20 protein-coding genes are annotated in these 22,288 nt (G+C 64.4%); 9 read left to right on the top strand and 11 right to left on the bottom strand.

Annotated features, from left to right (window positions below; all coding sequences use genetic code 11):
* Positions 1-25: 25 nt before the first annotated feature.
* From prcA to arc, 5 genes are all read right to left on the bottom strand, one after another.
* Positions 26-811: a proteasome subunit alpha gene (gene prcA, locus O4220_RS17605; protein WP_269606527.1), complete on the bottom strand. Its 786-nt coding sequence runs from the start codon at positions 809-811 to the stop codon at positions 26-28.
* On the bottom strand, positions 808-1,749 hold the full coding sequence (gene prcB, locus O4220_RS17600) for a proteasome subunit beta (protein ID WP_420030416.1): 942 nt from the start codon (positions 1,747-1,749) through the stop codon (positions 808-810). Before prcB ends, prcA begins: the two co-directional genes overlap by 4 nt.
* Positions 1,746-1,940, bottom strand: a complete 195-nt coding sequence (locus tag O4220_RS17595; protein ID WP_008716348.1) for a ubiquitin-like protein Pup — start codon at positions 1,938-1,940, stop codon at positions 1,746-1,748. Before O4220_RS17595 ends, prcB begins: the two co-directional genes overlap by 4 nt.
* Positions 1,941-2,134: 194 nt before the next feature.
* A complete protein-coding gene (gene dop / locus O4220_RS17590) occupies positions 2,135-3,634 on the bottom strand; it encodes a depupylase/deamidase Dop (RefSeq protein ID WP_032377882.1) in 1,500 nt (499 codons plus the stop codon).
* Between the two features lie 80 nt (positions 3,635-3,714).
* Positions 3,715-5,478 carry a proteasome ATPase gene (gene arc, locus O4220_RS17585; RefSeq protein ID WP_269606522.1) on the bottom strand — a complete coding sequence of 588 codons (1,764 nt, stop codon included), beginning with the start codon at positions 5,476-5,478 and terminating at the stop codon, positions 3,715-3,717.
* Between the two features lie 184 nt (positions 5,479-5,662).
* On the opposite strand from arc, the gene O4220_RS17580 reads away from it, so the two are divergent.
* The gene (locus O4220_RS17580; RefSeq protein ID WP_269606966.1) at positions 5,663-6,148 is read left to right on the top strand and encodes a hypothetical protein; all 486 of its coding nucleotides are present in this window, start codon (positions 5,663-5,665) and stop codon (positions 6,146-6,148) included.
* 36 nt (positions 6,149-6,184) lie between these two features.
* On the opposite strand, the gene O4220_RS17575 is transcribed toward O4220_RS17580, so the two are convergent.
* Complete coding sequence (locus O4220_RS17575) at positions 6,185-7,084, bottom strand: tRNA (adenine-N1)-methyltransferase (protein WP_269606964.1); 900 nt, start codon at positions 7,082-7,084, stop codon at positions 6,185-6,187.
* Between the two features lie 305 nt (positions 7,085-7,389).
* Here O4220_RS17575 and O4220_RS17570 point away from each other — a divergent pair, with 305 nt between their 5' ends.
* Complete coding sequence (locus O4220_RS17570; protein WP_269606962.1) at positions 7,390-8,229, top strand: RecB family exonuclease; 840 nt, start codon at positions 7,390-7,392, stop codon at positions 8,227-8,229.
* Positions 8,226-9,053 (top strand): thioesterase family protein, encoded by an 828-nt coding sequence (locus tag O4220_RS17565; protein ID WP_420030415.1) that lies wholly within the window; start codon positions 8,226-8,228, stop codon positions 9,051-9,053. The genes O4220_RS17570 and O4220_RS17565 overlap by 4 nt, the downstream gene beginning before the upstream one ends.
* 6 nt (positions 9,054-9,059) lie before the next feature.
* On the opposite strand, the gene O4220_RS17560 is transcribed toward O4220_RS17565, so the two are convergent.
* The 5 genes from O4220_RS17560 to metH are packed head-to-tail and all read right to left on the bottom strand — an operon-like array spanning position 9,060 to position 14,972.
* A complete protein-coding gene (locus O4220_RS17560) occupies positions 9,060-9,491 on the bottom strand; it encodes a PaaI family thioesterase (RefSeq protein ID WP_269606520.1) in 432 nt (143 codons plus the stop codon).
* A 26-nt stretch (positions 9,492-9,517) separates the two neighbouring features.
* A complete protein-coding gene (gene hisG, locus O4220_RS17555) occupies positions 9,518-10,369 on the bottom strand; it encodes an ATP phosphoribosyltransferase (RefSeq protein WP_032377881.1) in 852 nt (283 codons plus the stop codon).
* Positions 10,370-10,418: 49 nt separating this feature from the next.
* Positions 10,419-10,682 carry a phosphoribosyl-ATP diphosphatase gene (locus tag O4220_RS17550; RefSeq protein ID WP_420030414.1) on the bottom strand — a complete coding sequence of 88 codons (264 nt, stop codon included), beginning with the start codon at positions 10,680-10,682 and terminating at the stop codon, positions 10,419-10,421.
* 59 nt (positions 10,683-10,741) lie between these two features.
* Positions 10,742-11,410: an HAD family hydrolase gene (locus O4220_RS17545; protein WP_269606515.1), complete on the bottom strand. Its 669-nt coding sequence runs from the start codon at positions 11,408-11,410 to the stop codon at positions 10,742-10,744.
* Positions 11,403-14,972 (bottom strand): methionine synthase, encoded by a 3,570-nt coding sequence (gene metH / locus O4220_RS17540; protein ID WP_269606513.1) that lies wholly within the window; start codon positions 14,970-14,972, stop codon positions 11,403-11,405. Before metH ends, O4220_RS17545 begins: the two co-directional genes overlap by 8 nt.
* Before the next feature lie 152 nt (positions 14,973-15,124).
* Between metH and O4220_RS17535 the strand changes: the two genes are divergently transcribed.
* From O4220_RS17535 to O4220_RS17510, 6 genes are all read left to right on the top strand, one after another.
* On the top strand, positions 15,125-16,039 hold the full coding sequence (locus O4220_RS17535) for a PAC2 family protein (RefSeq protein WP_052065140.1): 915 nt from the start codon (positions 15,125-15,127) through the stop codon (positions 16,037-16,039).
* A 101-nt stretch (positions 16,040-16,140) separates the two neighbouring features.
* Positions 16,141-16,488 (top strand): hypothetical protein, encoded by a 348-nt coding sequence (locus tag O4220_RS17530; protein WP_032377878.1) that lies wholly within the window; start codon positions 16,141-16,143, stop codon positions 16,486-16,488.
* The gene (gene nirB / locus O4220_RS17525) at positions 16,488-18,977 is read left to right on the top strand and encodes a nitrite reductase large subunit NirB (protein WP_269606509.1); all 2,490 of its coding nucleotides are present in this window, start codon (positions 16,488-16,490) and stop codon (positions 18,975-18,977) included. Before O4220_RS17530 ends, nirB begins: the two co-directional genes overlap by 1 nt.
* The gene (locus tag O4220_RS17520; protein WP_269606507.1) at positions 18,974-19,273 is read left to right on the top strand and encodes a Rieske (2Fe-2S) protein; all 300 of its coding nucleotides are present in this window, start codon (positions 18,974-18,976) and stop codon (positions 19,271-19,273) included. Before nirB ends, O4220_RS17520 begins: the two co-directional genes overlap by 4 nt.
* A 124-nt stretch (positions 19,274-19,397) precedes the next feature.
* Positions 19,398-20,873 carry a TIGR02677 family protein gene (locus O4220_RS17515; protein WP_332112843.1) on the top strand — a complete coding sequence of 492 codons (1,476 nt, stop codon included), beginning with the start codon at positions 19,398-19,400 and terminating at the stop codon, positions 20,871-20,873.
* A complete protein-coding gene (locus O4220_RS17510) occupies positions 20,870-22,288 on the top strand; it encodes a TIGR02678 family protein (RefSeq protein WP_269606503.1) in 1,419 nt (472 codons plus the stop codon). The genes O4220_RS17515 and O4220_RS17510 overlap by 4 nt, the downstream gene beginning before the upstream one ends.

Raw genomic sequence — 22,288 nt, 5'->3', positions numbered from 1 at the left:
CGTCAGGCGACGATCTGCGAATCAGCTACGAGAGCCCCACCTCGGGCGCACCGTCGACGGTGTCGGTGGTGACCTCCACGGCTGGTGCCGAAACCGGCAACATGTCCTCCAACGCAGCTCCGGCGATGCGTCGGAACGCGCGCCGAGGCCGACCCTGGTCCAACACAGCCACTTCGAGCGCAGACACCTCGAGAACCTTCTTCTCGGGCTCACCGCCGGCAGCAGGCGGTACCGCGGGTCCTGCGGTCAGTGCGTCCACCGCGACGCGCACCGCATCGGCCAGATCGAGTCCGGAACGGTATGTGTCCTTCAGCGCGGCCACGATCGGCTCGGTCGTTCCGCCCATGACGACGAAATCCTGTTCGTCGACGATGGAACCGTCGTAGGTGATGCGGTAGAGCTGCGTTGCGATCGGCTCGTCCTGATGCGACACCTCTGCGACACAGATTTCCACCTCGTAGGGCTTGAGCTGCTCCGTGAAAATCGTGCCGAGCGCCTGCGCGTACGTCTTCGCGAGTGACCTGCCGGTCACATCGCGGCGGTCGTAGGTGTACCCCTTGATGTCGGCATGCTGAATACCGGCCTTCCGGAGATTCTCGAACTCGTTGTACTTCCCCACGGCCGCAAAACCGATCCGGTCGTACAGTTCGCTCACCTTGTGCAGGGCCGTCGAGCGATTCTCGGCCACGAAGAGCACGCCGTCCGCGTAAGTCAGTGCGATGACGCTTCGGCCACGGCCGATTCCCTTGCGCGCCAACTCCGAACGATCGCGCATGATCTGTTCGGCCGATGCGTAGTACGGCATTGTCATGGTGCGCTACCCCCTTCGCTCACTTGCTGACCGGACCGGGTGTGATGCTCGGCACCGCCGGTATGCGCGGCGCTCTCGGTCCTCTCGGCGAGAACCGAACGCGCTGCCGCCGACACGCGGTCGTGCGCAACGTCGTCCGCGCCGACGCTCGTGATTGCCACCGCCGTCGGATAGATCCCTCGGGTGACGTCCGGTCCGCCGGTGGCGGAGTCGTCGTCGGCGGCGTCGTACAGCGACTCGACCGCTGCGCGAAGCGCCTCGTCCTCGGTCATTCCGGGACGATAGAGCTTCTTGAGTGCCGATTTTGCGAACAGTGATCCGGACCCCACCGCGTGATAGCCCGATCGCTCCTCGTAGCGCCCGCCGACTACGTCGTAGGACACGATGCGCCCGGCACTGTCCGGATCCGAGATGTCGATGTCGAATCCGACCAGCAACGGAACGGCGGCCAGTCCTTGCATTGCGGCACCGAGGTTGCTGCGCACCATCGACGACAGCTTGTTGGCCTTGCCGTTGAAGGTGAGCGGAACGCCTTCGATCTTCTCGTAGTGTTCGAGTTCGACCGCGAAGAGCCGCACGAGCTCGATCGCGATGCCTGCGGTTCCGGCTATGCCCGCAGCAGAATACTCGTCGGTGACGTAGACCTTCTGCATGTCACGGTTGGCGATCAGATTGCCTTGAGTGGCGCGCCGATCACCAGCGATCAGGACCCCACCCGCGTAGGTGAGGGCGACGATCGTCGTTCCGTGCGGCGCGATGCCGGACTTGTCGGAGGTGCCGTTGGCAGCGTGGGACGCCAGGTCTGCGGCCAGACCGCTCTCGGGCAACAGATGGGGCGCATGATGACGGAGGTAGTCGGAGAACGACGAACTGCTCGATCCGAGCGGAATCGTCATGCCGTCACCGGCCGACCGTGGGTCCGGACGATCCACCGTCACTGGCCGCCCTTCTGCACGTAGGCACGAACGAAGTCCTCGGCGTTCTCCTCGAGGACGTCGTCGATCTCGTCCAGGAGGTCGTCGGTCTCCTCGGCCAGCTTCTCGCGCCGTTCCTGCCCACCGGCTCCGGTGTCGCCTGGGACCTCATCGTCGTCGCCGCCGCCAGAGCGCCGTGTCTGCTCCTGTGCCATAGTCGCCGACCTCCTCCGTGTATCGAGAGAACACATCTACTGCACGTTCATCGATTCATTCGAGATGCACCGTTGTGGATGTGCAAGTGCAACCGAATGTTCCGCCGAAAGTGCACGGACCTTTACCCTACCGACAGACCGGCCGCGCGGGTCGTCGAGACACCATCGAATAGTCGGACTGCCTTGCCGGGTACTCAGTTGGTGAGCTGATCGACGAGCTCTGCCGCACTGTCGACAGACTCGAGCAGTGCACCGACGTGCGATTTGGTGCCGCGCAGCGGTTCGAGTGTCGGGATGCGCACCAATGAGTCACCACCGAGATCGAATATGACGGAATCCCAGCTCGCCGCGGCGATGTCGGCCCCGAATTTGCGGAGGCACTCGCCGCGGAAGTAGGCCCTGGTGTCTTCCGGCGGTGTGCCCACCGCGTCGAGGACCTGTTGTTCGGTCACCAGGCGGTCCATCGATCCACGAGCGACCAGTCGGTTGTACAGACCCTTGTCGAGCCGAACGTCGGAGTACTGCAAGTCCACGAGATGGAGGCGCGGTGCCGACCATCCCAGTCCCTCACGCTGGCGGAAACCTTCCAGCAGACGAAGCTTCGCGGGCCAGTCCAGCAGGTGGGCGCATTCCATCGGATCGCGTTCGAGGAGGTCGAGCACCATGGCCCACTTGTCGAGCACGTCCAGGGCCCGCGCGTCGTCGCTCCCCTCGGCGGCCACGAACTTCGCGGCCCGCTGGTGGTAGATGCGCTGGAGCGCAAGCCCGGTCAGCTCGCGTCCGTCCGCGAGAGCCACTGCCTTGCGCAGGGTCGGATCGTGGCTGATCTGATGGACTGCGGTCACCGGTCGAGCGAGCTGGAGATCGGACAGATCCACTCCGGCTTCGATGAGGTCGAGGACCAGCGCGGTGGTGCCGACCTTGAGGTATGTAGACATCTCGGCGAGGTTCGCGTCGCCGATGATGCAGTGCAGTCGCCGGTACTTGTCGGCGTCAGCGTGCGGTTCGTCTCTGGTGTTGATGATTCCGCGCTTGAGTGTGGTCTCCAGGCCGACCTCCACCTCGATGTAGTCCGCTCTCTGAGAGAGCTGGAACCCGGCCTCGTCGCCGGACTGGCCGATTCCGACGCGTCCCGACCCGGTGATCACCTGCCGCGATGCGAAGAACGGCGACAGACCGGCGATGACGGCCGAGAACGGCGTCTCGCGCGACATCAAGTAGTTCTCGTGAGTGCCGTACGACGCGCCTTTGCCGTCGACGTTGTTCTTGTACAGCTGCAAACGCGGGGCTCCGGGCACGCTGGAAGCGTGGCGAGCAGCGGCCTCCATGACGCGCTCGCCGGCCTTGTCCCAAATCACCGCGTCCAGTGGATCCCGTACTTCCGGAGCCGAGTACTCGGGGTGGGCGTGGTCGACGTACAGACGGGCACCGTTGGTGAGAATCATGTTGGCCGCGCCGATCTCGTCGGCATCGATGACCGGTGCCGGGCCGCTGAAGCGTCCGAGGTCGAAACCGCGGGCGTCACGTAGTGGCGACTCGACTTCGTAATCCCAGCGTGTGCGCTTGGCCCGCGGCACCCCTGCTGCAGCCGCGTAGGCCAATACTGCCTGGGTCGACGTCAGGATCGGATTGGCGGTGGGTTCGGTGGGCGAAGAAATGCCGTACTCGACCTCGATACCGATGATGCGCTGCATGAGTCGAGCCTAGACGGCACGCAGACACAGATCGGGGCGCGCCCTGTGTGGACGCGCCCCGATACCGCTCTGTGCCGGATCTACAGGTACTGGCCGGTGTTGGCCTCGGTGTCGATTGCCCGGCTCGCGCTGGCATTCTTACCGGTGACCAAGGTGCGGATGTAAACGATTCGCTCGCCCTTCTTACCGGAGATTCGAGCCCAGTCGTCGGGATTGGTGGTGTTCGGCAGATCTTCGTTCTCGGCGAACTCGTCGACGATGGAGTCGAAGAGATGCTGGATCCTCAAACCGGCGTTGCCGGTTTCGAGAACCGACTTGATGGCGTACTTCTTCGCGCGGTCCACGATGTTCTGAATCATGGCACCGGAGTTGAAGTCCTTGAAGTACAGAACTTCCTTGTCGCCGTTGGCATATGTCACTTCGAGGAAGCGGTTGTCGTCGCTCTCGGCGTACATGCGCTCGACGACCCGGTCGATCATCCCTCGGATGCAGGCCGCGCGGTCACCACCGAATTCGGCGACATCGTCGGCATTGACCGGCAGTGAGTCGGTCAGGTACTTCGAGAAGATGTCCTGGGCCGATTCGGCGTCGGGTCGCTCGATCTTGATCTTCACGTCCAGGCGGCCGGGCCGCAGGATCGCGGGGTCGATCATGTCCTCACGGTTGGAGGCACCGATCACGATGACGTTCTCGAGCCCCTCCACACCGTCGATCTCGGCGAGCAGCTGCGGAACCACCGTCGTTTCGACGTCGGACGAGACTCCCGAACCGCGGGTACGGAAGATGGAGTCCATCTCGTCGAAGAACACGATGACCGGGGTGCCCTCGGACGCCTTCTCGCGTGCACGCTGGAAGATCATGCGGATGTGACGCTCGGTTTCGCCGACGAACTTGTTGAGCAGTTCGGGGCCCTTGATGTTGAGGAAGAACGACTTGGCCTCCCTGGCGTCCTGCCCGCGGGCCTCGGCGATCTTCTTGGCCAACGAGTTGGCAACCGCCTTGGCGATCAACGTCTTTCCGCATCCGGGAGGGCCGTACAGCAGCACACCCTTGGGTGGGCGAAGCGAATACTCACGGAACAGGTCCTTGTGGAGAAACGGCAGCTCGACTGCATCGCGGATCTGCTCGATCTGCCGACCGAGACCACCGATGTCCTCGTAACCGACGTCCGGAACCTCCTCGAGGACCAGATCCTCGACCTCCGCCTTCGGCACGCGCTCGAAGGCATAGCCGGCCTTGGTGTCGACCAGTAGCGAATCGCCGGGACGCAGTTTGCGTGAGGGCTCGTCGGGGTCGATGGGTCCGTCGTCGTTGACCATGTCGATCAGCGGCTTGGCCAGCCACACGACGCGCTCCTCGTCGGCATGACCGACGACGAGGGCCCTCGATCCGTCGCCCAGAAGCTCACGCAGAGTGCTGATCTCACCGACCTGGTCGAAGGTGCAGGCCTCGACGATGGTCAATGCCTCGTTCAGCCGCACGGTCTGGCCCGGCGCAAGCGAGTCGGCCTCGATGTTGGGCGAGCACGTGAGGCGCATCTTTCGGCCGGACGTGAACACATCGACCGTCCCATCGTCGAACACGCTCAGCAGAACGCCGTAACCGCTCGGCGGTTGGCCGAGTCGGTCGACTTCCTCCCGGAGCGCAATGAGCTGTTGTCGGGCCTCTTTGAGGGTGTCCATCAGCTTGGTATTGCGGAGCGAGAGCGAATCGACACGGCCTTCGAGTTCGCGTACCTGTTCGGGGGACTCCCCCAGTTGACGGCGCAGTGAAGCAGCTTCGGCTCGCACGGCGTCCAGTTCGGCTCTGGCCGCGGCCACATCCGGATTGTCTGTTGAGCTCATGAGCGACTCCTCCCAGTGACGATCTATCAACGCTACCGGCACCGGCCCGAATGTGCGGACCGACACCACGATCGGGCGTGCCTGCAGCATGCCTCGACAGCACCCCGACCCCGGCCGGGGTCATGTTAGCCTCACCTGACCAAGCAGTGGACGGACTACGGAAACAGGGGCTTCACCAGTGAAGATGCGCATATTCTCGGCGAGCGTCGCACTCACGGCGGCGGCGATGTCGGTGGCTGCGTGCAGCACCGCAGATGAATCCGATCACGCCGATCACAATTCGACGTCGGCCACGAATTCCGTCGGGACCACGACCGACGTGCCTGCTGTCGCGGCACCGACTGCCGATGAACTCGAAGCCTCACTGCTGCAGCTGGTGGCACCGAACGTCGACGCGGCGACCAAAGCGGCCGCGGTCGAGAACGGTCAGGCGCGTCTGACGAACCTCGACACCATGACCGCCGCTCTGGCGAACTACGGCGCGATCACCTTCGAGGTTGCCGAGCCGACCGTCGAGGGCGAGACGTCCACAGCCGACGTAGCGATAGCCACCCCGCGAGGAACGGCGGCACCCTCACCGCAGACCTGGGTCCTGATCGACGGCAAGTGGAAGCTCTCCGACGCCAGCACCTGCCAGATTCTCGCGATGGGGCAAGCGCCCTGCGCCTGAAGTCCGGCCCCGACAGTCGAGTGGTGCCTCGATCGATCAGCCCTTGCCGGACCGACGCTGCGGCTTGGGTGTGACTGTGCCCTCGGCGAGGCGTCGAACACTCACGAGGAACGCCGTATGCCCCTGCATTCGATGCTCGGGCCGAACCGCCAGTCCCACGACGTGCCAACCCCGGACCATCGACTCCCACGAACGGGGTTCGGTCCAGCATTCCTGTGCGCGTAGAGCTTCGACGACCTTGGACAGCTGCGTCACCGTGGCGACATAGACCAGCAGCACTCCGCCCGGAACGAGAGCCCTCGACACGGCGGGCAGTGCGTCCCAGGGAGCCAGCATGTCGAGAACCACCCGATCCACCTGCTCTCCAGGTCGATCGACACCGAACTGATCCACGTCGGCCACCGTCAGGTGCCAGTTCGACGGCCGCTCGCCGAAGAACGTCTCGACGTTCTTGATCGCGTAGTCGGCATGGTCCTGGCGGATCTCGTATGAGATGACCGTTCCTGCCGTACCGACCGCACGCAGCAGCGAGCACGTCAGCGCGCCCGATCCGGCACCGGCCTCGAGTACGCGGGCTCCGGGGAACATGTCACCCTCGTGGACGATCTGTGCTGCATCCTTGGGGTAGATGACCTGCGCGCCACGTGGCATCGACAGCACGTAGTCGGTCAACAGCGGTCGAAGCGCAAGGTACGGCGTGCCGTTGACAGAGGTGACGACGCTGCCCTCGTCGGCTCCGAGCAACTTGTCGTGAGTGATTCCACCTCGGTGGGTATGGAATTCCTTGCCGGCCTCGAGCACCACCGTGTAGTGCCTGCCCTTACCGTCGGTGAGCTGCACTCGATCTCCGACCCGGAACGGCCCACTGCGGGCGGGTCCGGTCGGAACGGGTGCGACGGCGTTCTCGTCCGCAGCCGGGACCTGGTCGAGCTCGATCTCGTCGACCGTGGCGGTGACCACGTCGTCCGCACTCGGAACCGGGACGTCGACGAGCGCGTCAACCTCGGCCCCGTCGGTCGACGCGGACGCGGAATCACCGGTGGACACAGCGGAACCTGCTTTCGTTGTTCGGTTCGACGACCGACCGGAACGGACAGGCGTCGGGGACGACTCGACGTGCCAGACTACGGCCTTGACCGAAGATGTCGGACCAGCGGCATAGTCTCGCAGTCGTGAGTATTTCCGTGTCGACCCCCATCGACTTGCCACTACTCGACCTCGGCGACAGTGCGAGACCGCCACTGTCGGCGCCGAGCCCCCGCAGCACGCCGGCGTTGTCGCCTTCTCGCGCAGGCGATTTCAAACAGTGTCCACTGCTCTACCGCTTTCGCGCGATCGACCGCATTCCCGAGGTCTCCACCGAAGCTCAGGTCAAAGGAACTGTGGTGCACGCCGCACTGGAGGCTCTGTACGCGCTGCCCGCGCAGGACCGAGTGCCGACGACTGCGCGCAACCTCGTCGATCCGGCCTGGGAGCGGGTGGTGGCCCAGTCACCCGACATCGAGTCGTTGGTTCCGGTCGACGAGCGGACGGCATTTCTCGACCGCGCTCGCGCTCTGGTCGACGGATACTACGAACTCGAGGACCCCACTCACTTCGAGCCCGAGTCCTGCGAGCAACGGGTGGAGATAGATCTGGACGACGGCACGCCGCTGCGGGGATTCATCGATCGAATCGATGTCGCACCCAACGGCATGATTCGAGTCGTCGACTACAAGACCGGTCGGGCACCGCGCGAGTTCACCGAATCCAAGGCCCTGTTCCAGATGAAGTTCTACGCCTTGATGATCATGCGAATGCGCGGAATCGTGCCCGCGCAGCTCAAATTGATGTACCTGGCCGACAAGCAGGAACTGACCTACGCCCCCGACGAGGACGAGCTGCGCAGGTTCGAGCGCATGCTGTCTGCCATCTGGAAAGCGATTCTGGCTGCAGGTGAGACAGGTGACTTCCGCGCCAAGAAAGGCGCACTGTGCAAGTGGTGCGACCACCAGGCCCTGTGCCCCGAGTTCGGCGGTACTCCCCCGCCGTACCCGGGTTGGCCGCAGGCCGCATCGGAACAGACGGAGCCCGAACTGTGACCCTCACCGCGAAGGCACTGCCGGACGCCTTCTTCGTTCCCGCAGGTGTCAGCAAGCACGGCTTCGAGAAGGTCACGGCCACCGAGAACACCGTCAGTCTGTGGGCACCGACGATGCAGCACGGGGCACCGCCGTCCGCTCTGCTGGTCCGTGCGCTCGAGCGTGTCGACGCGCGGGAGGACACCCGTATCAGTCGAGTCGCGGTCGACATACTCGGTCCGGTTCCGGTCGGAGACATCGAGATTCGGGCATGGACGGAACGGCCCGGGGGCAATGTCGAACTCGTCGTCGCCGAATTGTGGGCGGAAAGTTCGTCGGGCACTGCTCGTGCGGTGGCTCGCGGCAGCGCGTGGCGTATGCGCACCACACCGACCGAGGACGCCGAACACGTCGGCGACCCGGTGATGAAGTCGGTCGCAGACGGGGTCGACTACACCTTCGGGGGCACGTGGTCGTCGGGCTATCTCGACGCCGTCGAGTTCAAGATTCTCACCGGGCTCGGAGCCGAGGGGCCGGGTGAGATCTGGGCCAGGCCCAAACCTGTTCTCGTACAAGGTGAATCGATGACCGCGCTGGAGCGATTGTTCTCGATTGCGGATATCGCGAACGGAATCGGCGCGAAGCTTCCGATCGACGAATGGACCTTCTTGAACACCGACCTGACGGTGCACGTGTTTCGAGTGCCTCAGGGTGACTGGGTCGGAGTTTCGGCCGAGACCTCAACCGGACCTGACGGTATCGCAATGTGCGCGGGCACTCTCAGCGACGAACTGGGTCCGGTCGGCCGAATCGCGCAGACGGTCCTGGTTCGGCGTCGCAACTGACGACCGTCAGGACGTGTGTGCCCTGACGACGGTGCCTTGGGCCACTGCCACGATCCGTTCGATCTCGCCGTCGGACGAGTACACGGTGCAGTGGCAGATGGCCTGGTTTCGGGTCGTGGACACCGCGTGTGCGCGAGCGATCAGATACTCACCGGTTGCAGGCCTCGCAAAGTTCGTGGTGCAGTGCGCCGTCACTGCGTCACCGCCGAGCACAATTCCACCGGCGAAGGTCACGGCATTGTCGGCGAGATAGCTGATGACGCCACCGTGCACGAAGCCGTGTTGCTGTTGGAGCTCGGGCCGGTTACGAAGCCGAACCTCGACGATCCCACCGTCGGTGGAGACGAGTTCTGCGCCGAGCAGTCGGGTGAACGGCTGAGCGTCGAACACCGCTCTGGCCAGTCGCGCCAGGCTCTCGTCGGAGGTATCGGATGTCATGCGTCCTCCTGTTGAGCCCGCCGGATCTAGAAGGCGCGGCACGACCTGATATCGGACGCCAGGATAGCTTTTGCCCCCAACTCGGCGAGCTCGTCCATGACGTTGTTGTGAACTTTGCGAGAAACCATGGCGCGCACGGCAACCCAGTTGTCGTCGACCATCGGCGCCAACGTGGGTGACTCGATGCCCGGGGTGATCTTGACGGCCTCGTCGAGAATCGACTTGGGGCAGTCGTAATCGAGCATCAGGTACTGCTGTGCGAAGACGACGCCCTGCACGCGGGCGATGAGCTGCTTGCGCGCGGAATCGGTACCCGGGGTGCCTGCGCGTTCGATGAGTACGCCCTCCGAATCGCAGAGCGATTCACCGAAGGCCACCAGGTTGTTCTGGCGCAATGATCGGCCCGATTCGACGACATCGGCAATGGCGTCTGCGACCCCGAGCTGGATGGAGATCTCGACCGCACCGTCGAGGCGGATGACCGTGGCCTCCAACCCCCGCTGGGCCAAGTCAGCGCGCACCAGGTTGGGGTAGGACGTCGCGATGCGTAGTCCGCCCAAGTCCTCGGGTGCCCATTCCTTGCCCGCGGGCGCCGCGTAGCGGAACGTCGAGCGGCCGAATCCGAGCGCCAGGCGTTCTTCGACGGCAGCACCCGAATCGAGGGCCAGGTCGCGGCCGGTGATGCCCAGATCCAACTGGCCGGATCCGACGTAGATCGCAATGTCCTTGGGGCGGAGGAAGAAGAACTCGACGCCGTTCGCCGGATCGAGAACCGTCAGGTCCTTCGAGTCGCTTCGGCGCCGATAGCCGGCCTCGCTGAGAATCTCTGCGGCGGACTCGGAGAGAGCGCCCTTGTTGGGTACGGCTACGCGCAGCATGGAGTTTTCCTTCTTCGGTGAGTTCGTGGGAGACGTGCGGGTCCTCGACTCACAGATGTCGGTAGACGTCCTCGAGCTCGATGCCCTTGCCCACCATCATCACCTGGACCCAGTACAACAGCTGCGAGATTTCCTCGGCGAGCGCCTCGTCGCTTTCGTGCTCGGCCGCGATCCACACTTCGCCCGCTTCTTCGAGAACCTTCTTACCCTGAAAATGGACTCCCGCATCCAACGCTGCGACGGTGCCCGAGCCCTCCGGGCGGGTCTTCGCGCGGTCGGTGAGCTCGGCGAACAGGGAATCGAAAGTCTTCACGGATTCGTATTCTTTCACGTCGGTATCCAGCGGAATCAATTCGGTCGAGATTCGAGGAATCAGGCTGCCCAGGCTCGCCGGACGTCGTCGGCGGTGAGACCGACAAGACCGTCACGAATGGTGTACCCAGGAGCCGGCGGCACGGCGATCTCGGAGGGAACCACCAGCACGGGGCATCCTGCAGTGTGCGCGGACAGTGAGCCCGTAGGCGAGTCCTCGACCGCGAGGCAGGCTCCAGCGTCCACGCCGAGCAGCGCGGCACCGCGAAGGTACGGCGCTGGATGCGGTTTACCGACCTCCACCTCGTCGCCGGTGACGGTGATGTCGAAGTATTCGCGGCCCAACGTGTCCAGAGCTCGCTCGACCAGCCCGCGCTCGGTATTGGTGACGAGCCCGGTGGACAGACCCATCTCGCGCACCAGAGCGAGCGCATCCTTGGCACCGGGCCGCCAGGGAATGCCCTCGGCGAACAGGTCTCCGACACGGGCCGTCAGCCACTCCCGACCCTCGTTCAGGTGCTCGTCGGTGACCTCGACCGATGCGTGTGCCAGGACCTTGCGCAGTGCGTCCCACATGGAATTTCCGAGGGTGCTCTCGCGCACTTCTGCGCTGAGTTCCGTCCCGAGATTTCGTGAGTACTCACCGATCGCGACGTCCCAGATCTTCTCGGAATCGAGCAGTGTGCCGTCCATGTCCCACAGGACACCGTGTAGGTGGGTTCTAGACATTGAAGTACTTGGCCTCCGGGTGGTGAAGTACGAACGCATCGGTCGACTGTTCGGGGTGCAGCTGCAATTCCTCGGAGAGCTTCACACCGATTCGCTCGGGTTCGAGAAGTGCGGCGAGTTTGATCCGGTCTTCCAGATCGGGGCACGCACCGTAGCCGAACGAATAACGGGCACCACGATATTCGAGTTTGAAGTAACCCTCGGCTTCGGTGGGATCCTCCGCAGCAACCGATTTACCGTCGGACAGTTTCAGTTCCTCGCGCACTCGGCGATGCCAGTATTCGGCCAACGCCTCGGTGAGCTGGACACCGATTCCGTGCACCTCGAGATAGTCGCGGTACGCATCGGCAGCGAACAGCTCGTTCGCGAAGTCCGCGATGGGCTGGCCCATTGTCACCAGGTTCATCGGCAGGACGTCGACCTGGCCGGATTCTCGTGCAGCCGAACGGGACCGAACGAAGTCCGAGATGCAGAGGAATCGGTCGCGGTGCTGACGGGGGAACGTGAATCGGAAGCGTTCGGGTGCATCGGGTTCGGGCTCGGTGAGCACGACGACGTCGTCCCCCTCGGAGACCGCCGGGAAGTACCCGTACACCAGTGCAGCGTGTGCGAGTATGCCGTCGGTGCTCAGGCGATCCAGCCAGTACCGCAGGCGCGGTTTGCCTTCCGATTCCACCAGGTCCTCGTAGGTGGCACCTTCGCCCTTGCGAGCACCGCGCAGGCCCCATTGCCCGAGGAACAGTGCACGCTCGTCGAGCAGACCCGAGTAATCGGCCAAGGACACGCCTCGGACGATGCGGGTACCCCAGAACGGCGGAACCGGAATGTCGATATCGGCCGCGACATCGGATCGTTCGGGCACGACGACCGGTGCCTCTGCAGCCTTGCGCTTCTCTGCGATGCGCTTGGACCGCTCGTGGCGTTCCTTGCGCTCGGCGGCCTTGGCTTTCGCCTCGAGTGCCTCCGGACTGTCGGGGGCCGGCCCGCCACCGCGTTTGGTGGTCATGATGGTGTCCATCAAACGCAGGCCCTCGAATGCGTCGCGCGCATAGTGGACGTCACCCTCGTACACATCCTGCAGATCGTTCTCGACGTACGACCGCGTCAACGCAGCACCGCCGAGCAGAACCGGGAATTGCTCTGCCACGCCGCGGGAGTTGAGCTCGATCAGGTTGTCCTTCATGACCACCGTCGACTTCACCAGCAGCCCGGACATGCCGATCACGTCGGCTCGTTTGTCCAACGCGGCTTCGAGAATGGTCGAAATCGGCTGCTTGATACCGAGATTGACGACCTCGTAACCGTTGTTGCTCAGGATGATGTCGACGAGGTTCTTTCCGATGTCGTGGACATCGCCCTTGACGGTACCGAGCACGATGCGACCCTTGCCGTCGTCGTCGGTCGCCTCCATGTGCGGCTCCAGATACGCCACCGCCGCCTTCATCACCTCGGCGGACGCGAGCACGAACGGCAGCTGCATCTGGCCGGAACCGAACAGCTCGCCCACGGTCTTCATGCCCGAGAGCAACGTCTCGTTGATGATCGCCAGCGGTGGCTTTTCGGTCATCGCTGCATCCAGATCGGCGTCGAGGCCGTTGCGTTCACCGTCGACGATGCGGCGTTCGAGACGCTCGAACAGTGGCAGACGACCCAGTTCCTCTGCGCGCGATTCCCGGGCCGACGCTGCCGAGACGCCCTCGAACAGCTGCATCAGCTTCTGCAGCGGGTCGTAGCCTTCGCGACGGCGGTCGTACACCAGATCCAGAGCGGTCTCGCGCTGCTCGTCGGGAATCTTGTTCATCGGCAGGATCTTCGACGCGTGCACGATGGCAGTGTCGAGGCCGGCTTGGGTGCACTCGTGCAGGAAGACCGAGTTCAGCACCTGGCGTGCAGCGGGATTGAGACCGAACGAGATGTTCGACAACCCGAGGGTGGTGTGCACCTTCGGATACTTCTCCTTGAGCTGCCGAATCGCCTCGATGGTCTCGATGCCGTCGCGTCGAACCTCTTCCTGGCCGGTGGAAATCGGGAAGGTGAGGGTGTCGACGATGATGTCCTCGTGGCGCAGGCCCCAGTTCTCGGTGATGTCGGTGATCAACCGGTCTGCGACACGCACCTTCCATTCGGCTGTACGCGCCTGTCCCTCTTCGTCGATGGTCAGAGCAACGACGGCGGCACCGTGCTCCTTGACCAGACGCATGATCTTCTGGAACCGCGAATCGGGCCCGTCGCCGTCCTCGTAGTTGACCGAGTTGACGGCACAACGGCCGCCGAGATGCTCCAGACCGGCTTCGAGCACGGCCGGTTCGGTGGAGTCGAGCATGATCGGCAGCGTCGACGCAGTCGCCAATCTGCTTGCGAGCGCCGCCATGTCGGCGGCACCGTCGCGCCCGACGTAGTCGACGTTGAGGTCCAACATGTGGGCACCGTCGCGCGTCTGATCCTTGGCGATGTCGAGGCACTTCTCGTAGTCCTCGGCGAGCATCGCGTCGCGAAATGCCTTGGACCCGTTGGAGTTGGTGCGCTCACCGATCATCAGGATGCTGGCGTCCTGCTCGAACGGAACGGCGGTGTAGAGCGAGGAGACACCCGGCTCCGGCGCGGGCCGGCGCTCGAGCTTCGCGGCTCCGTGCACCATGTCGGCAACCTGACGGATGTGCTCGGGGGTGGTGCCGCAGCAACCGCCGACCAGAGCCAGCCCGTACTCGCTGACGAAACCGCTCAGCGCCGTGGCCAGTTCGGGTGCGGTCAGCGGGTACTCCGCTCCCTTTGCTCCCAACGTCGGCAGACCGGCATTGGGCATCACCGACACCGGCAACCGCGAATGCTTGGACAGATGGCGCAGGTGCTCACTCATCTCGGCCGGACCGGTGGCGCAGTTGAGGCCGATCATGTCGATACCGAGCGGTTCGAGCGCAGTGAGTGCTGCACCGATCTCGCTGCCGACGAGCATCGCACCCGTCGTCTCGACCGTCACGTGGGTGATGATCGGAATACGGACGCCGAGCCTGTCCATCGCGTGCTGGCTGCCGATGATCGCGGCCTTGACCTGAAGCAAGTCCTGGCACGTCTCCACCAGAATGGCATCGGCACCGCCGTCGATCATTCCCAGAGCGGCTTCGGTGTACGCGTCGCGCAGCCGGGCGAACGGAGCATGCCCGAGTGTGGGGAGCTTGGTCCCGGGGCCCATCGAACCCAGGACGTATCGGTCCATCCCGTCGCGGCCGGGGCCCATTTCGTCGGCGGTCTCGCGTGCGAGCCGGGTGCCTTTCTCGGCCAACTCGCGGATTCGATCCTCGATGTCGTAATCGGCCAAGTTGGGCAGGTTGCATCCGAACGTGTTCGTTTCCACGGCGTCCGCACCGGCTGCGAAGTACTCACGGTGGATCTCGCGCAGCACGTCGGGCCGGGTGGCGTTCAGGATTTCATTGCATCCCTCGAGACCGAGAAAGTCGTCGAGAGTCAGGTCGGCGTCCTGGAGCATCGTGCCCATCGCTCCGTCGCCGATGACAACGCGACGTGAAATCGCATCGAGCAGACCGGGCTTGTGTTGATCGGGCATCACTACAGAGTAGTGGGCACCGCAGTTCCCTCGGGTCGTAGGCTGTCGTGGTGAGTCCCCGAAACCTCGATGGCCAGTCCCCGAACGACGACGTTACCGAAAATACGGACATTCCGGGTGCCGACTCGGCTGTGCCTCTCGACGCCGCGTTGATCGAGGCCGTCCACGACGCTGTGGCCAACGCCACAGACCTCGACGATCTCGACGAGGACATTCCCGAGTTGCGCTCACCCATCCTGGTGGCTGCTTTCGAGGGCTGGAACGACGCGGGCGATGCGGCGAGCGGTGCCGTCGAGCACCTGGAGCTGATCTGGGATGCCAGTCCACTTGCCGAGCTGGACTCGGAGGACTACTACGACTACCAGGTCAACCGGCCCACCGTGCGGCAGGTGGATGGTGTCACCCGTGAGATCGAGTGGCCGTCGACTCGGTTGTCGGTGTGTTCACCTCCCGGCAGCGAACGCGACGTGGTGCTGCTGCGCGGCATAGAGCCGAACATGCGGTGGCGCAGCTTCTGCGACGACCTGCTCGAGTTCGTCGAACAACTCGGCGTCGAGACCGTCGTGATTCTGGGAGCACTTCTTGCCGACACCCCGCACACCAGGCCCGTTCCGGTCACCGGCACTGCCTACAGCACCGAGTCGGCCGAACAGTTCAATCTCGAACAGACCCGCTACGAGGGCCCGACCGGAATCACCGGCGTGTTGCAGGACGAGTGCGTGAAGGCCGGCGTTCCCGCGGTGTCGTTCTGGGCAGCCGTGCCCCACTACGTCTCACAGCCGCCGAATCCGAAGGCAACCGTTGCATTGCTGCAGCGGGTCGAGGACGTGCTCGACATCGAGGTACCGCTCGGCGAACTTCCCACCCAGGCCGAGGAGTGGGAAGAAGCGGTCAACGAGATGACCAAAGAAGACGAGGAGATCAGCGAATACGTGCGCAGCCTCGAAGAGCGCGGCGATGCCGAGGTGGACATGTCCGACGCGATTGCGAAGATCGACGGCGACGCCATCGCAGCCGAGTTCGAGAAGTACCTGAGGCGCCGCGGCCCGGGCAACTTCGGGCTCTGACCCGAGCGCACACGATGAACCGGGGCTCGGTGAGGTATTTCTGATGCCGACGTAACGTCACCGCATCGGTGGCGTCACCCCGACACCGCAACCTCGTGGGTATGGCCAGCACACCACGATTTCTGCAAGGCGTCTTCTCCTTCTCCGGCAACGGCCTGGACAAGCCCGAGTTGATCGATCCCAGTCTGAGTTTCGTCGTGCCCGAGGGTGTGACGGCTCAACCGCTGTACTTCCGCGGTGGAAACTCCAGCGACGAACTCGTGGTCGTGACCCTGCTGCGCGACGGTAGCCCGATGCGCATCTTCCCGATGGGAGCCAAGAGCGGGGTCAACATCCCCCTCCGTGTGGTCGAGGACGTCGATCCGGACACCGTTCTCGAGTTGGTCGTCGCTGCCCCGGCCGGAACCACCGGAGAGGTCGTCGTCGATTTCGGTCTGGTGCTCGTCTGATGACTGCAGGCAAGCAGCGGCTGTTGGTGATCGGCAACGGAATGGCCGGTGCCAGAACGGTCGAACAGATCCTCGAGCGTGACGGCAGCTCGTTGTTCGAGATCACGATGATCGGCGACGAGCCGTACGGCAACTACAACCGAATCATGCTCTCGCACGTGCTGTCCGGTGAGACCACCGTCGATGACGAGGATCTGATTCTCAATCCCATGAGTTGGTACAGCGACAACGGCGTGACACTGCACGTGGGCGATCGTGCCGTGTCGTTGGATCGATTCTCCAAGACCGTGGTGTGCGAGAGCGGTCGGTCCGTCGACTACGACGTGTTGATCATCGCAACAGGAAGCAACACGTTCTTCCCGAACATGGACGGTCTCCGCGAATCCGACGGCAGACTGGCGCGTGGCGTGTTCGGCTTCCGGACCATCGCAGACACGAACGGCATGCTGCAGATGGCAGAGTCGCGCGACGACGTCTGCGCTGTCGTCATCGGCGGCGGACTCCTCGGACTCGAAGCCGCCTACGGTCTGCGGACCCAGGGGCTCGACGTCAACGTGGTGCACTCCCCAGGGCACTTGATGAACCAGCAGCTCGACGAGCGCGGTGGACGAGTGCTGCGCAACAAGATCGAGTCGCTCGGGGTCGGTGTGCACACCTCGAAGAGAACCACCTCGGTGTTACGTTCCGAGGACGGTGTCGTCACCGGCGTCGGGTTCAACGACGGCACCTCGCTGGCTGCGGACATGGTCGTCGTCACCGCCGGTATCCGCCCCAGTGTCGACTTCGCTCGGGCCGGCGGTTTGGTGATCGAACGAGGAATCGTGGTCGACGACCAATTACGTTGCGAGGACGAAGGTTCCATCTACGCCGTCGGTGAATGTTGCCAACATCGCGGCGAGGTCTACGGTCTCGTTGCACCACTGTGGGAACAGGCCGTCGTATTGGCCGACGTGCTCACGGGTGCGAATCCCACTGCGGCGTACCATGGTTCGCGTCTGACGACCAAGCTCAAGGTGGCCGGTGTCGATGTCGCCTCGATGGGGATCACCGCCCCCGAGCGCGACGACGACGAGTTCGTCCAGTTCTACGAGCCGCGCAGTGGCACGTACAAATCGGTGATCGTGCGGGGCAACAAGCTCGTCGGTGCCACCCTGCTGGGCGACATCTCCAAGGCCAACTTCCTGACTCAGGCATTCGACGAGAAGGTGCCACTGCCCGACGAGCGCATCAGCATGCTTTTCGACATGGGAACTCCCTCTGCGGCAACAGGAGCCGCCGAATTGGCCGACGACGTCCAGGTGTGCAACTGCAACGGCGTCACGAAGGGTGCCATCGTGTCCTGCGTGCACGCGGGTGCCAAGAATCTGAGCGACGTGACCGCGAAGACCCGCGCGGGCAAGGGGTGCGGCTCGTGCAAGGGGCTGGTGAAAGACATCATCGCGTGCGCAGCGGGCGGTGCCGTCGAAGCAGACCCCACCGCCGACTGGTACGTGCCGTGTATCCCGATGACGAAGCCGGAACTGATCGACGCCGTCCGAGCGCAGGATCTGCGGGCAGTGTCGCAGGTGTTCACTGCGCTCGCGACCAACGGCCTCGAGGACGCCGCCGCCAAGATGCCGTTGGCGTCACTGCTGCGAACCGTGTGGGGTCCGGATTGGGTGGACGAGCGCGGCGCGTTGTTCATCAACGATCGTGTGCACGCCAATATTCAACGGGACGGCACGTTCTCGGTGGTGCCGCAGATGAAGGGTGGCGTCACCACCCCGGATCAGCTGCGCAAGATCGCCGACGTTGCCGACAAATACAGCGTCCCGCTGGTCAAGGTGACCGGCGGACAGCGCATCGACCTGCTCGGCATCAAGAAGGAAGACCTGCCGAAGGTGTGGGGCGATCTGGACATGCCCTCGGGCTTCGCGTACGGCAAGAGCATGCGCACGGTGAAGACCTGCGTGGGTAGCGACTTCTGCCGCTTCGGCCTCGGCGACTCGACTGCTCTCGGTATCGCCCTCGAAGAGCGGTTCCAAGGATTGGAGACTCCGGCGAAATTGAAGCTCGCGGTCGCCGGCTGCCCTCGCAACTGTTCGGAGGCACTGTGCAAGGACTTCGGCGTCGTTTCGGTGGGCGAGGACAGGTGGGAGATCTACGTCGGCGGCGCGGCAGGCGCACACATCCGCAAGGGCGATCTACTGGCCACCGTGACGGGGGCCGAGGAGGTTCTGACCGTGGCAGGCAGGTTCATTCAGCACTACCGCGAGAACGCTCAGTGGCTAGAGCGAACGTACGCGTGGGTTCCGCGCCTCGGCCTGGAAGAACTGCAGAGCGTACTGATCGACGACCGTGACGGCATCGTGGCCGGACTCGACGAGCGAATGCAGGCATCGGTGGACGGCTACGTCGACCCGTGGCAGGACCGGGCGGCACCCAAATCACCGGCGCAGTTCACCCCGTCGCTGCCGCTGCTTCCGCTGCCACAGGTACCGGTCCGATGAGCGTGCCGGTGGGGGCGGTCGAGGACCTGACGCCCGGTGAGGGACGCGCCTACGTGGTGGACGGCAAGCAGGTGGCGGTGTTCCTGCTCGGTGACGGCTCGGTGCGGGCGATGGACGCCGTCTGCCCACACAAGGGCGGGCCACTCGCGGACGGTCAGATCGACGGGTCTGTAGTCGTCTGCCCGCTCCATCAGTACACGTTCTCGCTCGCCGACGGCTCGTGCCCCAGCGGGATCGACTCCGTGCGCACCTACCCCGCCGCTGTGGTGGACGGGAAAGTGACCATCGAGCTGTAACCGGCACGGTTGAACGACCGAGACCCGTGGCCAGGGTCGTTCCGCAGGCTCCACTCCTACCCCCTACCCTGTTCCAGTGAGCGATTCAGGTGAGGACGCACGGCTGGGTGCCGCGAACGCGTTCGTGGAGGAGGACCGTCTCGGTCTGTTCTCGTTCGCCGTTGCCGAGAAGCGATCCGAGTACCTGGCGGTTCTCCGCGCATTCGACACCGCACGAGCCAACTACGTCGTCCTGCTGCACTCCGGAGACGTGGCCGACCTCATCGCCCGCAGCCCCGGGCGACACGACACGCTCACCACCCTCGACATCGCGCCCCTCCTCGATCAGCTCCACGCCTGGGGCCTGCTCGAGCGCAGCTACGACGGCACCCGCGCGGCGACCCTCGCCGAATACCGGAACCGTCACTTCGTCTACCAGTTCGGCCAGGCCGGCTACAAGGCGTACCGCGCGGTCGAGGACGTGCTCGGTGCCCGCCTGGACGACGCCTCGTTGTCCCGGCTGGTGTTGCCCGAGCTGCTGGCCGACATGCACGAGCTGGCCGAGGCGAACCGTCAGGCCGACGGCGATCGCATCTACCGCAAGCTGAGCAGACTCGATTCGACGCTGTCGGAGATGGCGACCCGCGCCGCACATTTCTACTTGGTGCTGGGCGATCTGGTGCGCACCACCGAGATCACTCCCGAGTCGTTTCTGGTCCACAAGGATGCGTTGCTGACGCACATGCGCGAGTTCAGCTCGGATCTCACCCGCTACGCACCGAAACTGGCGGAGGCCATCGCGCTCGTCGAGAGCACCGGCATCGAGGAGCTCGTCGAGCGCGCTGCGATCAGCGACGAACGAGTATTTCTCTCCGTCGACGAACGACGAGCCGACTGGACCGACCGCTGGGCCGGTCTCTCGCACTGGTTCGTCGCGGCGGAGTCCGAACTCAGCGAGTCCGAGCGACTCCGCGAAGGCACGATGAGCGCGATTGCCGCCGTGCTGTCCCTCCTACGCCGCGTCACCGAGACCCGCAGGGGTGGCGTGAGCAGGGAAAGCCAACTGCGGCATCTGGCCGGCTGGTTCGCTGCCACGCCTACCGAGGACAGCGCGCACGCCCTGTTCCACGCCGTGTTCGGTCTCGGCAGGCCCAGACACCTGTCGATAGTGCATCCCGATGCCGACATCATCTCCACGTCCCGATCGTGGTGGGAGGCTCCACCGGTCGAGATTTCCCGCACCCTGGCCGAGACCGGACGCACCCCGACCCCCGGCGTTCCGGGTCGGGTGCAGCGCAACGACGGCGGCATCAGACGGCTTCGGGAGCAGCAACTCGACGCGCAGCGATCACGCAGTGCCGCAGCGCAGTCGCTTGCGTCGGCCGGAATCCACGACCGAATTCTGAACGAGCAGGAAACCGAGGTGCTGTTGAGCCTGCTGAACGCTGCACTCACGGCGCGGGTACGGGTGAGTGGACGAACCTCCGACTCGTCCGGATCGGACAGCGGCGTGCGCTTGACGCTGAGCGACAGCGACCGTTCGACGATCGTGCGGACCAGCCGGGGCCGACTGCATCTGGACCGCCTGTCTCTCGATGTCAGTGAGGTCGCTCGCCGATGAGAGCTCGCGAAATCTCTACCCTCGCACTGGATTCCTACCAGCGGGCCGCCCGGGTCGCGCTGTCGAATCACCTGGTGACCACGACGTATCCCGATAGGATTGCGCTGCCTCTGCTGCGCAGATGGGCCACCGAGTTACGCGAGGACCTGCTCGAACTGTTCGGATATCGCCTCGAGGTCACCGAGACCACGGCACGTCTGTACCCGGTGATCGATCGGCTCGACGACAGCCAACCCGCCCGAACAGCCACCGACCGAATCTTCGACCGACGCAGATACGCGTATCTGGCACTGGCACTGGCGGCCCTCGGCCGGGCGGGCAACCAGATCACCCTCTCCGAGCTTGCCGATCATGTTGCGGCAGAAGCAAGTCAAGTAGACGGAGTGGAGCTGACGACCGACCGAGCCAGCGACCGAGACGCATTCGTCGACGCGATCGGCTGGCTTGCGACCCGCGGTGCGATCGCATTGGCCGATGGTGACGCCACCGGTTGGGCGAACAATCCGTCCGCAGGCGAGGCCCTCTACGACATCGACCGGCCTGTCGTCGTCGCTCTGTTCCGGCCGCCTCGCGCCGTGCAGCATCTGCGATCGATCCGTGGATTACTGGCGGGTGCGGATGCCCCGTTGGATCCCGAGGATTCCGAGCTCGGGATCCAGACCGACTCCGGGCGCGAAGCAGACCCGAAGGAAACGCTACGTGCAGTACGCCGAGCGTTGGTCCAGCAACCGGTCGTCTACCTCGACGATCTCGACCCGGACGGCCGCACTGCCCTGGCCGCGTCGCGCACTGTTGCCGACGTCGAGTTGCTGACCGGTCTCGTTGCCGAGCGCCGTTCCGAGGGGGTGGCACTCATCGACACCTCGGGTCGGCTGTCGGACCACCGCTTCCCCAGCACCGGAACCATTGCCCAGGTCGCGTTGTTGATCGCCGGCGAGATCTCGGACCGGGTGATCGATCCGGATGCGCCCGCGCTGGCGACCTACCCCCTACCCGACGGTGACGCCCTGATCGAGCAGGTGGACAGTGCCATTCCCGACGGCGGGATCTTCGGTGATCTCGCCGAGTTCGGGTTCGGTTCCGATGCAACGACATTCGACAGTGTGGACGAGAAGAAGCTGTATCCGTTGATCGAGGACAGTTGGTTGACCACGGTCGTCGATGATCTCGTCGAACGTTTCGGCCGCACCTTCGCTGCTCAGTGGCAAAGCGATCGGGACGGCCTGCGGCTGCGTGCACTGGCACTACTGCATCGACTTCGCTTGGTGCACTGCGTGTCCGGCGGCGCACTGGTACTGCCGGTGATCGCGCGCTACCGAGACGTGATGGTCAGCGTGCGTGATCGGACCCCGCAGGACTCACTGTTCGGCAACGGACAATCCCCCAGCACCGATCCATCCGAAGTAGAGGCTTGA

Source organism: Rhodococcus ruber, from assembly GCF_027270735.1.
Classification (GTDB): domain Bacteria; phylum Actinomycetota; class Actinomycetes; order Mycobacteriales; family Mycobacteriaceae; genus Rhodococcoides; species Rhodococcoides rubrum_A.
The sequence above is the reverse complement of the archived record's forward strand: the minus strand, read 5'-3'. Positions and strand labels throughout refer to the sequence as shown.

Excerpts from the sequence above, each read along its gene's own strand:
- prcA (WP_269606527.1), bottom strand. The coding sequence starts at position 811 with ATGACAATGCCGTACTACGCATCGGCCGAACAGATCATGCGCGATCGT.
- O4220_RS17595 (WP_008716348.1), bottom strand. The coding sequence starts at position 1,940 with ATGGCACAGGAGCAGACACGGCGCTCTGGCGGCGGCGACGACGATGAG.
- dop (WP_032377882.1), bottom strand. The coding sequence starts at position 3,634 with ATGCAGCGCATCATCGGTATCGAGGTCGAGTACGGCATTTCTTCGCCC.
- arc (WP_269606522.1), bottom strand. The coding sequence starts at position 5,478 with ATGAGCTCAACAGACAATCCGGATGTGGCCGCGGCCAGAGCCGAACTG.
- O4220_RS17580 (WP_269606966.1), top strand. The coding sequence starts at position 5,663 with ATGCGCATATTCTCGGCGAGCGTCGCACTCACGGCGGCGGCGATGTCG.
- O4220_RS17560 (WP_269606520.1), bottom strand. The coding sequence starts at position 9,491 with ATGACATCCGATACCTCCGACGAGAGCCTGGCGCGACTGGCCAGAGCG.
- hisG (WP_032377881.1), bottom strand. The coding sequence starts at position 10,369 with ATGCTGCGCGTAGCCGTACCCAACAAGGGCGCTCTCTCCGAGTCCGCC.
- O4220_RS17545 (WP_269606515.1), bottom strand. The coding sequence starts at position 11,410 with ATGTCTAGAACCCACCTACACGGTGTCCTGTGGGACATGGACGGCACA.
- metH (WP_269606513.1), bottom strand. The coding sequence starts at position 14,972 with ATGCCCGATCAACACAAGCCCGGTCTGCTCGATGCGATTTCACGTCGC.
- O4220_RS17530 (WP_032377878.1), top strand. The coding sequence starts at position 16,141 with ATGGCCAGCACACCACGATTTCTGCAAGGCGTCTTCTCCTTCTCCGGC.
- nirB (WP_269606509.1), top strand. The coding sequence starts at position 16,488 with ATGACTGCAGGCAAGCAGCGGCTGTTGGTGATCGGCAACGGAATGGCC.
- O4220_RS17520 (WP_269606507.1), top strand. The coding sequence starts at position 18,974 with ATGAGCGTGCCGGTGGGGGCGGTCGAGGACCTGACGCCCGGTGAGGGA.
- O4220_RS17510 (WP_269606503.1), top strand. The coding sequence starts at position 20,870 with ATGAGAGCTCGCGAAATCTCTACCCTCGCACTGGATTCCTACCAGCGG.